Annotated in this window: 13 protein-coding genes and 1 tRNA gene; 2 read left to right on the top strand and 12 right to left on the bottom strand. The window is 60.6% G+C overall.

Annotated elements, in window-relative coordinates:
- Positions 1-10: 10 nt before the first annotated feature.
- Entirely contained in the window at positions 11-466 is a 456-nt protein-coding gene (locus tag AB4X18_RS19015; protein WP_370401546.1) for a hypothetical protein, read from the bottom strand.
- Between the two features lie 129 nt (positions 467-595).
- Between AB4X18_RS19015 and AB4X18_RS19020 the strand changes: the two genes are divergently transcribed.
- The gene (locus AB4X18_RS19020) at positions 596-1471 is read left to right on the top strand and encodes an FHA domain-containing protein (protein ID WP_370401547.1); all 876 of its coding nucleotides are present in this window, start codon (positions 596-598) and stop codon (positions 1469-1471) included.
- Positions 1472-1549: 78 nt separating this feature from the next.
- On the top strand, positions 1550-2263 hold the full coding sequence (locus tag AB4X18_RS19025; protein ID WP_370401548.1) for a PP2C family protein-serine/threonine phosphatase: 714 nt from the start codon (positions 1550-1552) through the stop codon (positions 2261-2263).
- Between the two features lie 45 nt (positions 2264-2308).
- Here the strand turns inward: AB4X18_RS19025 and AB4X18_RS19030 are convergent.
- From AB4X18_RS19030 to AB4X18_RS19080, 11 genes are all read right to left on the bottom strand, one after another.
- A tRNA-Ser gene (locus AB4X18_RS19030) sits at positions 2309-2398 on the bottom strand.
- A 61-nt stretch (positions 2399-2459) separates the two neighbouring features.
- Positions 2460-3179 (bottom strand): alanyl-tRNA editing protein, encoded by a 720-nt coding sequence (locus AB4X18_RS19035; protein WP_370401549.1) that lies wholly within the window; start codon positions 3177-3179, stop codon positions 2460-2462.
- Positions 3176-5548, bottom strand: coding sequence for a DUF3772 domain-containing protein (locus AB4X18_RS19040; protein ID WP_370401550.1), 2373 nt, complete (start codon positions 5546-5548; stop codon positions 3176-3178). The genes AB4X18_RS19035 and AB4X18_RS19040 overlap by 4 nt, the downstream gene beginning before the upstream one ends.
- Positions 5548-6576 carry a cysteine synthase A gene (locus AB4X18_RS19045; protein ID WP_370401551.1) on the bottom strand — a complete coding sequence of 343 codons (1029 nt, stop codon included), beginning with the start codon at positions 6574-6576 and terminating at the stop codon, positions 5548-5550. The genes AB4X18_RS19040 and AB4X18_RS19045 overlap by 1 nt, the downstream gene beginning before the upstream one ends.
- Positions 6577-6628: 52 nt before the next feature.
- A complete protein-coding gene (locus AB4X18_RS19050) occupies positions 6629-7738 on the bottom strand; it encodes an NUDIX domain-containing protein (RefSeq protein WP_370401552.1) in 1110 nt (369 codons plus the stop codon).
- 7 nt (positions 7739-7745) lie between these two features.
- Positions 7746-8186, bottom strand: coding sequence for a TrgA family protein (locus AB4X18_RS19055; RefSeq protein WP_370401553.1), 441 nt, complete (start codon positions 8184-8186; stop codon positions 7746-7748).
- Positions 8187-8210: 24 nt separating this feature from the next.
- Positions 8211-9422, bottom strand: coding sequence for a class I SAM-dependent methyltransferase (locus AB4X18_RS19060; RefSeq protein WP_370401554.1), 1212 nt, complete (start codon positions 9420-9422; stop codon positions 8211-8213).
- Positions 9423-9484: 62 nt separating this feature from the next.
- Complete coding sequence (locus AB4X18_RS19065; protein ID WP_370401555.1) at positions 9485-10909, bottom strand: cryptochrome/photolyase family protein; 1425 nt, start codon at positions 10907-10909, stop codon at positions 9485-9487.
- Between the two features lie 79 nt (positions 10910-10988).
- Positions 10989-12215 carry an aminotransferase class V-fold PLP-dependent enzyme gene (locus AB4X18_RS19070; RefSeq protein WP_370401556.1) on the bottom strand — a complete coding sequence of 409 codons (1227 nt, stop codon included), beginning with the start codon at positions 12213-12215 and terminating at the stop codon, positions 10989-10991.
- A 97-nt stretch (positions 12216-12312) separates the two neighbouring features.
- Entirely contained in the window at positions 12313-14163 is a 1851-nt protein-coding gene (locus AB4X18_RS19075; RefSeq protein WP_432816917.1) for a BCCT family transporter, read from the bottom strand.
- A 189-nt stretch (positions 14164-14352) separates the two neighbouring features.
- Complete coding sequence (locus tag AB4X18_RS19080) at positions 14353-14775, bottom strand: HIT family protein (RefSeq protein ID WP_370401557.1); 423 nt, start codon at positions 14773-14775, stop codon at positions 14353-14355.
- Positions 14776-14833: the final 58 nt, after the last annotated feature.

Below are 14833 nucleotides of genomic sequence, written 5' to 3' on the forward strand. Positions count from 1 at the left end.
AAGCCCAGCGTTAGAATTTGTTGGAAACGTCCACGCAATTGAGAGCTTCGGGGTCGATGATGTCGTGATTGCGGTCAGCGGCAGAAACGCACAGGGAAACGGCTTCGCCCCGTTGCAAAACGGACGTCACACCAGATGTCGCGTAGGTCGGATACGCATCGGTCGGATGCCAGTCCCCCTGCGATACATTGTGCACTGTCTCTGCGTTATTGCTGACCTGCCGCACATCATAAAGTTCACCCCACCAGATATGAAAATGGTTCTTGGAAATATCGGGTTTGAAATTCGCATTCAATTCTACGGTCAGTTCCCCGTTGTCCTGTGTCACCGAAACGATATCAACGACGCACCCGTCAACCGGGCAGGCATTGGAATCCTGTGCCACTGCTGTGCCGGATATGCTGATACTCACACAGAACACGACAGTTGCAATGGGTCCTGACTTCAGCTTTTCGAACTGTTGCATCTCACACGGCCCCCCCTATGGCATGGCAATTGCTCTAACAGCGATTGTATGAGACTATCACAAATCCCTGAAAATCCCTAACTGCGCGCGGGGGCCGTGGTCCGGGCGCGGTATGGTGGAGCGTGACGAATGCAGGTTGTCGGCGCGGCGTTGATGGCAGACGTGTCCAACAGCACCCCGTTGTTCGAGCAGGCGGGTGAACAGGATGCATTCCGAAAGATAAGCCACCGCCTGACGGAAATGCGTTCACAGATCAAGGAACTGGGCGGGGTCTTTCTACACTCCAAAGGCGATGACGTGTTGGCCTATTTCGAGCAGGCCGACGCCGCGTTCAAGATGGCATGTATCGCCACCAAAAGGACGACGGAAGACGCCTTGAAAGTGCACGCGGGCCTCAGTTGGGGCGGCATGTTGTTGCTGCCCAATGACCTTTACGGCACCCCTGTCAACGTCGCGTCACGTCTGGCGTCGCTGGCCAAACCTCACGAAGTGCTGGTGAATGAAGCCCTGTACGACCAGTTGGGCGCGTCGATCCGCGGGACACTGCGCGAGGTGGACCGGTTGAGCCTCAAAGGATCAAGCGACAGGCTCAAGGTTTTCTCGCGCGTGGCCGAAGACCCTGCCGGGCAAACCATGAACTTCGCAACGGCCTCCCCGGCAACTGCACATTCCTTGAAGGTCATCCTGAGCCACAACGCAGTCATCAAGGAACTTGTGGAAGGCTCCGAGGTATCCCTGGGCCGTGCGGCGGACGCGGATATCGTCGTGTCACAACCGTGGGTGTCACGGCACCATGCGACCGTGTCGGTGCGCAACGGCATCGTGGTGTTCCGGGATCACAGCACCCTGGGCAGCTTCGTGCGCATGGACGCGGGCCGGGAAATCGTGGCGCGACGGGACAACGTCACATTGATCGGCAACGGCGCCGTTTCGCTGGGCGCGCCGTTTGAGCAGTCATTGGAGGCCGTCATCAAATATTCCCAGACACGGCGGGCGGACAGATGACCGGCGTGTGCCACCGATCGTGCGCGGGCCCGGTGGCCTTTTCGATTGCCCGCTCCGCTGCCCCCTGGCCCGATCCGCATGCGTAGATTTCCGTTCAGCGCTGCAAGCCATATCGGCAACTTTCGCAAGATCAACGAAGACCGGGTTCTGACGCTGCCGGAGCATCGCATCTGGGTGGTCGCAGATGGCATGGGGGGCCATGCCGCGGGCGATTTCGCATCGCAGACCGTCGTGGATCATGTCGCAGCCATGCCCAAAAGCGCCGACCCCCACGAACAATCGCGGGCGTTGCGCCGTACCATTCTGGAAACCCACGCCATCATCATGGCCGAAAGCGAAGCGCGCGGCGACGGACCCATCGGCGCTGCCGTCGCGGCGCTTGTGGTGACGGATGACCGCTTCATATGCCTTTGGGCAGGCGACTGCCGACTATATCGGCTGCGTGACCGGGACCTTCAAATGCTGACGGTAGATCATTCCATTGTCGCCGATCTTGTGGGGCTGGGCGAACTGACCTGGGACGAGGCAGAGCATCACCCCCAGGCCAACATGATCACCCGGGCGGTTGGCATGGGCGATGCCCTGGAACTGGACGCTGTGCAGGGGTCCGTGATGCGCGGCGACCGCTTTTTGTTGTGCACCGATGGCTTGAGCAACTTTGCAGACCTTGAAACTCAGCGTCTGACGCTGATGCAGGCCCCAATTGATGAGGTGGCGGACAGGCTGACGCGGATCGCGCTGGACTGCGGTGCAGCCGACAATATCTCTGTCATCGCGATTGAGGTCAGTTGATGTCAGGCCACTTTTTGCGCAGTCAGCCCAGAAAAGTAAGGTAGATGGCGGAGCGACAGGGATTCGAACCCTGGAGACGGTCTCCCGCCTACACACTTTCCAGGCGTGCGCCTTCGACCACTCGGCCACCGCTCCGTGAGGGGCGGTTTAGCGTGGCGGTGCCACAAGTTGCAAGAGGGAATTGCCGCCCGCACAATTAACCGTCCAAGTGGATGTAAACACGTCGATTCTGGCGCCCTTTCTTTTCGATTTTGCCAAGGCGCAAAGCCCCGATTTCGCCGGTGCGTGCGACATGGGTGCCGCCGCAGGGTTGCAGGTCAATCCAATCATCCGCTTCCCCGATGCGCACCAGCCGCACCTGACCCGCCCCGACAGGCGGTTTGACGGCCATTGTCTTGACCAGATGTGGCGCGGCGGCAAGTTCCTCCGCCGTCATCCAGCCATCGCTGACACGGGCGTCTTCTGACACGAAGCCGTTCAGGGCCTCCGCAATCTGATCACGGTCTTCCGGCGCTTCGGGCATGTCGAAATCGAGCCGACCATAGGTGGAAGATATCTGGCCACCGGTCACACCAAAGGGGATGACCACCGACAACAAATGCAACGCGGTGTGCACCCGCATGTGGCGGTACCGCCGCTCCCAATCCAGCACCTGCTGCACATAGGCCCCCACAGGGGGCAGCGGCTGCGGCTCTGCGGGGACCAGCACGATGTCCTCGCCCTGCCCCTTGACCGTGGTGGCAACGGGCAGCCTGTTGGTGTCCCACTCCAACCAGCCAGCATCGCCCGGCTGGCCACCACTGGTGGGATAAAAGATGGATTGATCCAGTATGACGCCGCCTTCATCGGTCCAGCCGGTCACGCGGGCGGCGGCGTCGCGCCGGTAGGCGTCGGCGCGGAAAAGCATTTCGGTCAAGCGGGCGTTCCTTTGTCGGGCGTGGGGTCGGGATCATCGGCAGGCGGCGCGTCCGCCGGTTGACTGCGAAGCGCTTCGGGGTTGCGCAGCCACAGATCACGCTGGGCAAAGGGCACTTCGATCCCTTCGGTCCCAAAGCGTTCTGCGATGGCATGGTTGATGTCACTTTTGACCACCATCATCCAGTTCACATCCCGTAGGAAACAGCGGATTTCAAACTCCAGCGCATCGGCGCCGAAGTTCACGAACAAGACGTTTGGTGCAGGCTGGGCCAGCACCATGGGTTGCGCCTGCGCAATCTCGCTCAGGATCGCCGCGACGCGTTTGGTATCGGTGCCATATGCGACCCCAACCGGCACGATCAGCCGCCCGACCGTATTGCCCCGCGTGTAGTTGGTAACCGTGCCGCTGACCAGGTCTGCGTTGGGCACAATGACATCCGTGCGATCGAACGTCTCGATCCGGGTGGAGCGGACGGAGATGTTGCGCACGTACCCCATCTGCCCGCCAACCTCGATCCAGTCGCCTTCAGAGATGGGGCGTTCAATCAGCAGAATGATGCCGGAGACGAAGTTGCTGACGATGTTCTGCAGGCCGAAACCGATGCCCACCGTCAGCGCCGATGCCACCAACGCGAGGGAGCTCAGGTCAATGCCCGCGCCGCTGATCGCGGCGATGGCCGCAAGGAAGATACCGACATATCCCAACCCCGAGACAATCGCATTCTGTCCCCCGATATCGAGCCGGGTCTTGGGCAACACGCTGCTGCGTAACGCCGATTGCAGCAGACGTGTCAGCATGTAGCCGATCGCGAAGATCACCGCAAAGGCAAGGAAATCGGACGGGGAAATCCGCGTCTCCCCCAGCGCGATGCCGCGTTCGAACCCGGTCCACAATTCTGTCAGATCGGTCAGGCGTGCACCCCAGACCAGCGCCAGCAAAGGCGCCAGCATTACCAGAAGCACCAGACCGATCAGCACCGGTACCAGCGCATCGCGCGCCCGGTCCCCCTGCCCGCTGATCGCACCGTAGACATCCGCCGCGAACCGCTGCAGTGCCATCACCAGCCCCAGCAGCGCCAGAGTCATGACGTAAGGCCCAAACAGCGCCGACGTCGCAAGGAAATACCCGGCCGCAAGCAGCAGGGGCGACACGCAGGCCACAAGCACCGCACCCGTTCCAAGGCCGCGCACCACGCGCCCCAACGTTGATGCGCGCAACTCCGTCGCCGTTTCGTCCACTGGCTCAGGGTCCGAATAGCCGCGCAGCATCACCCCGATCCGGTAAAGCGCAAGGCTGGAAATCACCGTGAAGGGGAAAGCGAACACCGCCATGCTGACCATCGCGGCTTCGTTCGCCTCAAGCACCAAGATGATCAGCGCGTGAAGCGCCATCATCAGCGTGATCAGGACCACATAGAACCGCATGCGCGCGCGTTTAGGTGCGGACAGCAACAGTAACGCCTCGTCGTCGTCGCGTGCAAACACCCGCTCGGAAACCCAGCGGACGCCCAGCATGATCCCACCGATGAACGCAAGCGAGATCAGGAGCTCATTGCCCTTCGGCCCGAATTGCTGCGTCGAAATCGCCGCCAGCGCCAGCAGCAACAGGCCCGCGAAAGGCAAGATGATCCGGAACAGCGACACGATAAATCGCCAGATACCGAACCCACGCGCGCCAAACCGTTGCAATCTATTGACGATCAGCCGCGACCATCGCCGCCCCCTGAAAATCAGGATCAGCCCCAGCAAGGCAAGCACGCCGCTGACGATCCGCGACTGCGGCACCGGGATACCGTCTGCCGTGGCAAGGTGGGCCGGATTCTCGAACCAGAGCGCACGCATCGACGCCACCAATTCGTTCCACGCCGGTTGCCAGTTGGCCGGGTTCAGCGGCGATGGCACGACAGTCAGCAACGCCGCTGCCTGCCGTTCGCGCAATTGCTTGTCGATCTCGACCACCAGCGCCTCAGCGCGGACAAATTCCGCTTCTGCCCGCTGAACAGGGGCCAACGCTTCGCTAAGCTGATCCGTCAGATCCTTGCGTTTTTGCAGGAACTCCTCGGATTCTTCTGCGCCTTCCCCCGCTGCGGTCGCATTGAGTGCCGCAAGTTGTTCGCGCAGGGTGGCAATGCGCACACTGTTAACGCTGCGCGCAGCTTCGAAATCCTCTCGGAAGGCGGTGATCTGGGTTCGCAGGGTATCCAGCGTTTCTTCGGACGCGTCCGGATTGGCAATCGCACGGTCGGCCCGTGCGGCCACCCCTTCCCAGCGGGTCAAATCGGCCTGTGAAAGCTCCTGTGCCCCAGCCGCCAAAGACAACCAGATCAGGGCAATCAGGGTCGCACATATGCGCGCAAACATTGCCATCAGACGTCTTCGAACACGCCCGGGATAGATGCGGGCGCACGATCAAGCCAGTCCGGCACCGGCAGGCCCTTTTCCCGCAGGAAATCGGGGTTGAACAGCTTCGACTGATACCGCGTGCCAAAATCGCATAGGATGGTCACGATGGTATGCCCCGGCCCCAATTCCCGCGCCATGCGGATCGCACCCGCCACGTTGATCCCGGATGATCCACCCAGGCACAGCCCTTCGTCAGCCAGAAGGTCGAAGACGATCGGCAACGCTTCGCTGTCAGGGATCTTGTAACAGACGTCAGGCGTGAACCCTTCAAGATTGGCAGTAACACGCCCCTGACCGATCCCTTCGGTGATGCTGTCGCCACCTGCCTCCTTGCCCGTATAGATCTTGTACATGCCCGACCCCTCAGGATCGGCCAATCCGATGCGCACGCCCTTGGGCTGCAGGCCCATGCCGACCCCCGCAAGTGTGCCGCCGGTCCCGATGGCACAGACAAACGCATCGACCTTGCCCTCCGTCTGCTCCCAGATTTCGGGCGCTGTACCTTCGATATGCGCTTTGCGATTGGCGACATTGTCGAACTGATTTGCCCAGATAACCCCGAGGTTGCTTTCCCGGGCGAGTTCCTTGGCCAGCCGTTCCGAATAACGGATGTAGTTGTTGCTGTTACTGTAAGGCGCTGCTGGTACCTGTACCAATTCCGCACCTGCCAGACGCAACATGTCCTTTTTTTCCTGACTTTGGGTTTCCGGGATCACGATGACGGTCTTGAAACCCATGGATGCGCCAACCAACGCCAGCCCGATTCCGGTATTGCCCGCCGTTCCTTCGACGATGGTGCCGCCGGGCTTCAGAAGGCCCTTGGCGACCGCGTCGCGGATGATGAAAAGCGCCGCGCGGTCCTTGACCGATTGACCGGGGTTCATGAATTCAGCCTTGCCCAGAATGGTGCAGCCCGTCTCTTCGCTGGCCTTGCGCAGCTTGATAAGCGGTGTGTTTCCAACAGCCTGAGCCAGATCGGTTGCGACGTGCATAATGCCCCCAAAGGTTATCTTTCCTCCGGTGTAGCCCCCGCCCCCGGCAACCTCAAGCGGTCCCTCGCAGTCGGTCCCTGTTTCGGGCCAGCCAGAAGGCCGCCAGCACCAGCGGCGCATTCGCGGCCCCCATCCCTTCGACCAGCGTCATCAGTGCGTCAAAGCTCAGCAGATGGGACCGGATGTCTTCATGTTCGGTCGAAAGGCCGCCCAGACCGGTCACGTTATCGGGCAAATCGGCAAGTCCACAGAAGATGTAATAGAATTCCGTAGAGTTCCCCGGAGAGGCATAGACCTGTGCAACAGCCTCAACCGCACCCAATGTCAGACCCGCCTCCTCCTGCGCTTCGCGGCGGGCGGCATCGATGGGCGTCTCGCCGGGATCGACATGACCCGCGATCGGTTCCAGCTGCCAGCACGCCCTGTCCCCGCGCGCAAGCGGCCCCATGCGCATCTGCTCCACCAGCAGGACCCGGTCGCGGATGGGGTCGTAGGGCAGCAGGATCGCGGCGTCCGTGGCGATGAAGACCGCGCGCGCCATCTCCTCCGACAGGCTCCCGTCGAAGCGTTCGTGGCGCAGGCGGTAGTCATCCAGCGCGAAAAAATGGGCATAGGCCCGTTGCCGGGCGGTCACGTCGATGCGCCCCTCCAATGTCCCTTCCCCGTGAAGCGACTGCGCCGCACGCACTTTGGAAGCTGCCCGTGCACGGATCATCGGGAACATCGCGGCGACCGCATCCCTGTCACGCGTCCCCATATAACCCATGACTTCGCGCGCCGCATGACAGCTCATCTCGGCCCAGTCAGCCTCCCACGCCTCCAGCGACCATGGGTCCTGCGCAGTCCATTGACCGGGCTGGGGGAAATAGACCTCAGCCGTTTGGCCGTCTGCCATGGTGACCTGATGCAGATCGTAGGCAAAGCTGCCTTCGTAGAAATCGAGCCGGTCGATTTGAGCCTGCGATACATTGCGCAAGATTACACCGTCTGCCTGCGCACCTTGTTCAGCGCAGATCATTGGAAACGGCCCTTCTGCCACGCTGAATACGGCGTGATCCGGCAATTCGGCGCGCTGAAGGTCAAGCGCCGATGTCGGCGCGTCCATCACGATTTCAAGCAGCGGCAGATGCCGCAACGTGCCGTAGAAAAACAGATTGCGCACAAGCGGCCTATTTCCAGTGATTGTCGGCGTATTCCGTCATCAGCCCGGCTATGACCGCACCAATGACCGCCGCGATGCCCATGGGAACCACGGCGATAAGATAGGCATATTCCGCGCCCAGCTGGAATATCGCAACCATCGCTTCGAAAGCATTGTCATACCGGTTGAGCATGGCGCGGCGCACCATCTCGTTGATGGCCTGCACCATCACGCCCCAAAGCAGCAGAACGAAGACGCCCGTCAGCCCATTGTTGATGGCTGCCGTGGTGCCACGCCCGGCGCGGCGGCCCATCACGAACCAGCCCACGCCGAAGCCAAGGACGGAGTTGAGCGGAAAGAAGATACCGAAATCGGTGCTTTCAGGCATCAGGGGCACAACGATGGAAGACAGAACATACGCCAGCGCCGCAAGGCAGACGGCGGCCATCAAGCGTGCTGCGGTGGGCATGGGGTGTTCCTTCGGGGTCTTTGGCTACGCGGGTTTCTTGATGGTAATCTGCGTTACGTCACAATTTCCACTATCAAATGTCGCCGCGCAGGAAGTGAGGTAAAAATTCCACATCCGCCGAAACCGCTCATCAAAGCCCAGGGCACGCACCTGTTCCCACCGTTCGTTAAAGGTTTCATGCCAGCGCCGCAGCGTGATGTCATAGCTTTTGCCAAACTCGATGGAGCGTTCAACGCTCAATCCCGCGCTGTAGACCTGATCGTGCAGCGCCTTCGGGCTGGGCAGCATGCCACCCGGAAAGATGTACTTCTGGATGAAATCGACACCGCGCTTGTAGACGTCCCAGCGCCTGTCCGCGACGGTGATGATCTGCAAGGTCGCTGAACGGCCCGGTTTCAGCCGGTCGCGCACCGTCTCGAAATAGATCGGCCAGTATTTTTCACCCACGGCTTCGAACATCTCGATGCTGGCGATGCCGTCGTACTGCCCCGCTTCATCGCGGTAGTCTTGCAGCTTGAAATCAACGCTTTCCGAAAGACCTGCCTTTTCAATGCGTTGTTGGGCGTACTTGAACTGCTCTTCGCTGATGGTCAGCCCGGTGACCTTCAGCCCGCGTTCCTTGGCGGCATATTCGGCAAATCCGCCCCAGCCGCAGCCGATTTCCAGCACGTGATCACCTGGCTGGACCCCCATCTGGTCGACCATGGATTTGTACTTGGCCGTCTGTGCCACTTCGAGGGATTGTTGCGCGCCATCTTCAAACAAGGCCGAGGAATAGGTCATCGTATCGTCCAGCCAAAGGCTGTAGAAGTCATTCCCCAGATCGTAATGATAGGAGATATTTTTACGTGCCTGTGACTTGGAATTGCGTTGCAGCCAGAAACGCAGCTTTTCGAAACTGCGCACCAGCCCCATGCCCGGAAAGCCGTCATAGACGTCTTCGTTGTCGGCATGCACAAGGTCCATGAAGGCCTGAAGATCGGGCGTGGACCACCAATCGTCCAGATACGCATCGCAAAACCCCAGGTCGCCTTCGCGGATCAGACGCGCGAACAGATCGTTGTTGTGGATGCGCAGTTCGGCCACCGGACCGGGCTTGCGCCCTTCGGCGCGAAAAGTGCGGCCATCGGGCAGCACGAAATCGACGCGCCCATGCTGCATGTCCTGCGCCATGCTGTAGACACGGGTGAAATAACGCGGCAGGTTTGTCTGCCCCTCGGTGCTGGTCAGGATCATGAAGCCCCCAAATGGTCTTGAAGCGGGGCAGAGTGTAGCCCGTTGAACAGAATTAACAATTCCTAAAAATCCCTGTTTGAATAGGCATCAAGTGCGCGTTCGCGCCCCTCGGACGGCGATACGATCGGGGCGGGATAGGCATCGTCGGGTGACATCGCCCAGTGGCGGGGGATGGCATCGAAGAACGCCAGCGCATCTTCATGCGGGTTGGCCTTGCGCTCTGCGATCCAGCGGCTGACATAGGCGCGATCCTTGTCGAACTTGTCCAACTGCGTTTCGGGGTTGAAGACGCGGAAATAGGGCGTCGCATCCGGCCCGGAGCCTGCCGACCACTGCCAGCCCATTGCGTTGCTGGCAGGATCCCAGTCGATCAGACACTCCTCGAACCAGTCGCGGCCGATACGCCAATGGGTCAGAAGGTGCTTGGTCAGGTAACTGGCCACGATCATCCGCCCCCGGTTGTGCATCCGGCCCGTCACATACAGCTCCCGCATGGCGGCATCGACAAACGGCAACCCGGTGCGCCCGCGCTTCCAAGCGATGACTTCGGAAGCGCGCGCGTCGTCCTTCCATGGAAAGGCATCCCATTCCTCGCGCCAGTTCCCGCTCAGGATGCGTGGCGTGTGGTGCATCAGGTGATAGGCAAACTCGCGCCAGACCAGTTCCTTGAGGAATGTCTCCGCGCCCGCCTTGCCTTCTTCGCGCGCCCGCATGCCCGCGTGCCAGCATTGGTGCGGCGTGATCTCTCCCAATGCCAGGTTTTCGCTCAGGTTCGATGTGCCGTCCTGCGCGACCATATCGCGGCTGGTGTCGTAACCCTCGATGATATGCGCGGTGAACGCCCCGAGGCGTGATTGCGCTGCAGCCTCACCCAACCGCACAAACGGGCGCACGACATCTGCGCCTCGATCCATCGCGGCACCCATGTTCCAATCGTCCAGCGCGTCGCTTTCGGGCCATGTCGCAGGAGAAGGGATCTTGCCCGGTGTTGGCAGCGGTTCGGACACGTCGCGGCCCTTCACCATCTTCCAGAACGGCGTGTAGACCTTGTAGAAACCGCCCGTCTTCGTCTCCACCGTCCAGGGTTCGAACATCAGGTGTCCCTTGAACGACTTCGCTTCGATCCCGGCATCCTTCAGGGCGGACTTGATATCGGTATTGCGCGCGATGGTGTCGGGGTCGTAGGGGCGGCTCCAGTACACGGCCCCTGCCCCGGTTTCGTCGATCAGGGCCCGCAGCGCGTCCAACGCATCGTCCGCCCGGCGCAGGATCAGGCGGCTGCCCTTCTCCGCAAGACTGTCAGCAAGCGCGCCAAGGCCCAGCCCCAACCGCCATCTGGGTGCGGCGCCCAGCTGTTCCACCAGCTTGTCATGGACAAAGACCGGGATCACAGGGCGCCCCGCGTCGCACGCCGCAGACAAAGCGGCATGGTCGCTCAGTCGCAGATCACGGTGGAACCACATCAAAATGGGGGAGGTATCGCTCATCTTCCGGCCTTAACAGTCTCTTAACTCCAGAGAGGTAGGGCCAGCGCGGGGCAATCAAGGCAGGGACGGCGCGAAATCTTCACAACTCTGCGTCAAGCGCTGTGATCAGCTGATCCATCTCATCCCGGCTTGTGTAGTGCGTGAAGCTGAGCCGCAGCACGCCTTTGTCCAAATCCACCCCCATCGCGGACAAGGCACGCCCGGCGTAGAAATCCCCGCCCCCCGCCATGATCCCATGCGGCGCAAGGGCGGCGGCGGCGTCTTCGGCGTTGCGGTTCAGGGCAAGCGCGACCGTCGGCGCACGCCCTGTCGCCTCAGCGGGGCCTATCAGACGGACGGAATTGCGGCTGCGCACCGCATCCAGCAAAGGTGCCAACAGACCGGTTTCATGCCCGCGCATGATGTCATGTACGACGCCCGCCCGCGCGGCGGGGCCGTCGGTGCCATCCGGTTTGTGATGGGCATAAAACGCGTCGACGTAATCCGCCATCCCCGCGCAGGCCGCCACCTGCGCGTGGTCCGGACCCGCAGGCGTGAAACGCTTGTAAAGGCTATCCGCGTTGAATTCATGCCCCTGATTGGGCAGCAGCATGCCAAGTGCGCGGCGGATCACCATGATACCCTGATGCGGCCCGTAGGTCTTGTAGGACGAAAACAGGTACACATCCGGCCCCAACGCACCCACATCGACAAACCCGTGTGGCGCATAGGATACGCCATCAACGCAGACAAAGGCCCCGGCAGCATGGGCAAGGGCGGTGATCTCGGTCACGGGATTGATCTGTCCCACCACGTTCGAGCAATGGGGAAAGCAGACCAGCCGCACCTTGTCATCCAGCAGGTTTTCAAGATCGGCGGGATTCAGATGCCCGGTCTCCGGGTCAAGCCGCCATTCGCGCACCTCGATCCCGCGGTCGGCCAGCCTGCGCCACGGTCCGCTGTTGGCCTCGTGATCCTGATTGGTGACGATGATCGCTTCGCCGGGCTGCATCATCTGCGCAAAGGCCTGCGCCAGCACATAGGTGTTCTGCGTGGTCGAGGGACCAAAGCTCAACTCGTCGCTATCCACACCAAGCATCGCGGAAAGCCGCGTGCGCGCCTCGTCCATCTCCTCCCCACCGATGGTGCTGGCAGCGTATGGCGCATAGGGCTGCACCTTGCGCTGGGTATAGAAGCGAAACAGCCGATCGATGACCTGCTTGCAGGTATAGGATCCCCCGGCGTTCTCAAAAAAGGCCTGCCCCTTGAGAGACGGTTCATCAAAGGCGGGGAATTGGGCGCGGACCCAGTCGATATCAAGTGTCATTGCGGCACAGTTCTACACTCGGCACCGCCCGTCAAACGCAAAAAGCCCCGGCACCATGCGGCACCGGGGCTTTCCAGCAGGTTTCGAAACCTGTCGCTTATTCCGCAGGTTCGCCTGTCAGATCGGCCTTTGTCGCGGCCACGCCTGCGCGCTCCCGCTTGCCGTCACGCCAGATCGCCTTGAGGACCGAAAGACCCATCAGCGCCATCACAAGGCTGAAGGGCAAGGCGCCGATCACCATCGCCGTCTGGATCGCACCCAGACCGCCAGCGATGATCAGCCCCCCCACCACAAAGGCAAGTGCCGCACCCCAGAACAGGATATGCGGCCGCGCCTTTGGACCTTCATCGCCGGCCGCATTGATCGTGTTGATGATCAGCACGGCGGAGTCAGCAGATGTGACAAGGTAGGTCAGCAGCAGGACCACCACGATAACGGACATGATCCATGCCAGCGTCGGCTCCAGGATCACGGCCAGCATCGCAAACAGCTGGTCAGACTGACCTGCCCCGGTAATCGCACCATTCGCATCGCCATTCAGTTCCAGATCAATGGCCGTACCGCCCACGATCGCGAACCAGACAAAGCACATCAGCGCCGGGATCACGATCGCACCCAGCACATATTCGCGCACTGTACGACCTTTCGAGATGCGCGCCAGGAACACGCCCACGAAAGGCGCAAAGGCGATCCACCATGCCCAGTAGAAGATGGTCCAGGCCCCTTGCCAGCCCGCTTGACGGCCGTCGGTGGCCGCCGTGTAGGTCGCTGTGATATCGGCAGGTGTCAGTGATGCCGCGGATGCAGGCAGACTTTCGGCAAAGGATTGCTCGGTGCCCCACGGGCTCGATGCGGATCCGAAGATCGTTGTCAGATCTTCAGCCGGCAGCGATTGCACCGCCGCGGGGACTGACGCCGTGAAGCTTTCCATCGGTGTCGAAGTCCACACGGTGAGGATATTGCCCGGAATTGACAGCAGGTAATCCCAGATGCCCACGAACAGCGCCTGCAGCCCGAAGAAAGTCGAACCGAAGATGAGGAAGAAGGCGAGCAGGAAAAAGCTCAGCCCCATGTTGATGTTGGACAGCCACTTGATGCCTTTGCCAACCCCTGAAAGTGCCGACAGCGTCGAGGCCCCCATGATCACGACCAGTGCAAAGACGATCGCAGCGGTTGATACTTTCTGTCCACCGTCCGCTGCTTCAGCATAGAGCCAGTCACCAAAACCGATGCGGCTCAGGCCTGATACGAACTGTTCAACGCCGAAACCCAGCGTCTGGCTAACACCCAGAACCGTCGCGACAACCGCAACCACGTCCACGAGGTGACCCAGGAAACCCGAAAGCCTGCTGCCAAAAAGCGGCACCAGTGCTGTCCGGATGGTCAAAGGCAAATCCCGGCGATAGGCGAAATAGGCAAGGCTGAGACCCACAATCGCGTAGGCGGCCCATGCGGCCAGCCCCCAGTGGGTAAATGACCACACATAGGCAGCGCGCACGTTCTCGGCCGAACTGCCGACCAATTCCCCTGAAATGGTCTGCGGGTTCGCGCCCCAGTGATACATCGGCTCCGCCGTCGCGAAGGTCAGCATCCCGATCCCGATCCCGGCACCAAACATCATCGAGAACCAGGAGAAGTTCGAAAACTCCGGCACATCATCCGCATGTCCCAGCTTCAGCCGCCCCGAAGCAGGCATAATCGCCAGAAGCAGACAGACTGCGACGAAAAAGGCCATCACGTAGACGTACCAAAAGTTGAAAGTCGCAAGGATCACGCCATTGATGCTTGAAAGCACCGACGCGGCCTGGTCCGGAAAAGCGACGGCCCAGACGATCAGCGCACCAACAAGAAGCTTGCCCGCGATCGTCACGTTCTTGGCAAAACCCTTGTAGAACCCGCTGTCGGCCGTGGCTATCGGCAGATGCATGAGTGGAGGTTTGATTGACATACTACTGTTCCCTATTTGTCGTCAGCTTCTTTGCGGCCAACGCCGGGAGGGTAACACGTTTGTAACAAATCCAATACGGTTGGTTTTACATTAAGATCAGCACATACTGAATTGTTCTAATTTGCAATTATTGACTTCAACAACGAATTTCGGACTCGGTCCACTATTACACCCGTTAACCACGTTCCGTTATTGATCAATTTTTGCCCGAATCGCCTCTGCGTTGGACTTGATCACATCCATATCGCCCATGGTCCCGGGCGGGCGAAGTGACACGCCCTCATGGCGCGGATGGATGTGGAAATGCAGGTGAAAGACCTCCTGCCCGCCCGCCACTTCGCTGAACTGCTGCAGAGTGATACCATCGGCATTGAAAGCGGCCTTGGCCGCATTCGCAACCTTGGATACCGTCGCCATACAGGCCGCCAACTGCGCAGGCGTGGCATCCAGAATATTGCGGCAGGGTGTTTTTGGAATGACCAGACAATGCCCGTCACTGCGCGGCATGATGTCCATGAAACAATAGGTCTCGTCGTCTTCATAGACCCTGAAACTGGGGATTTCCTTGCGCAGGATCTTGGCGAAGATATTCTCGGGGTCATAGGCGGTCATCGGGTTCTCCTGATCATTTCGGGCACCTTATGCGCCCCGCGCAGGGCCGTCACCCCCG

Origin of the sequence: Sulfitobacter rhodophyticola, from assembly GCF_041281685.2 — a bacterium.
Taxonomy (GTDB): Bacteria; Pseudomonadota; Alphaproteobacteria; order Rhodobacterales; family Rhodobacteraceae; genus Sulfitobacter.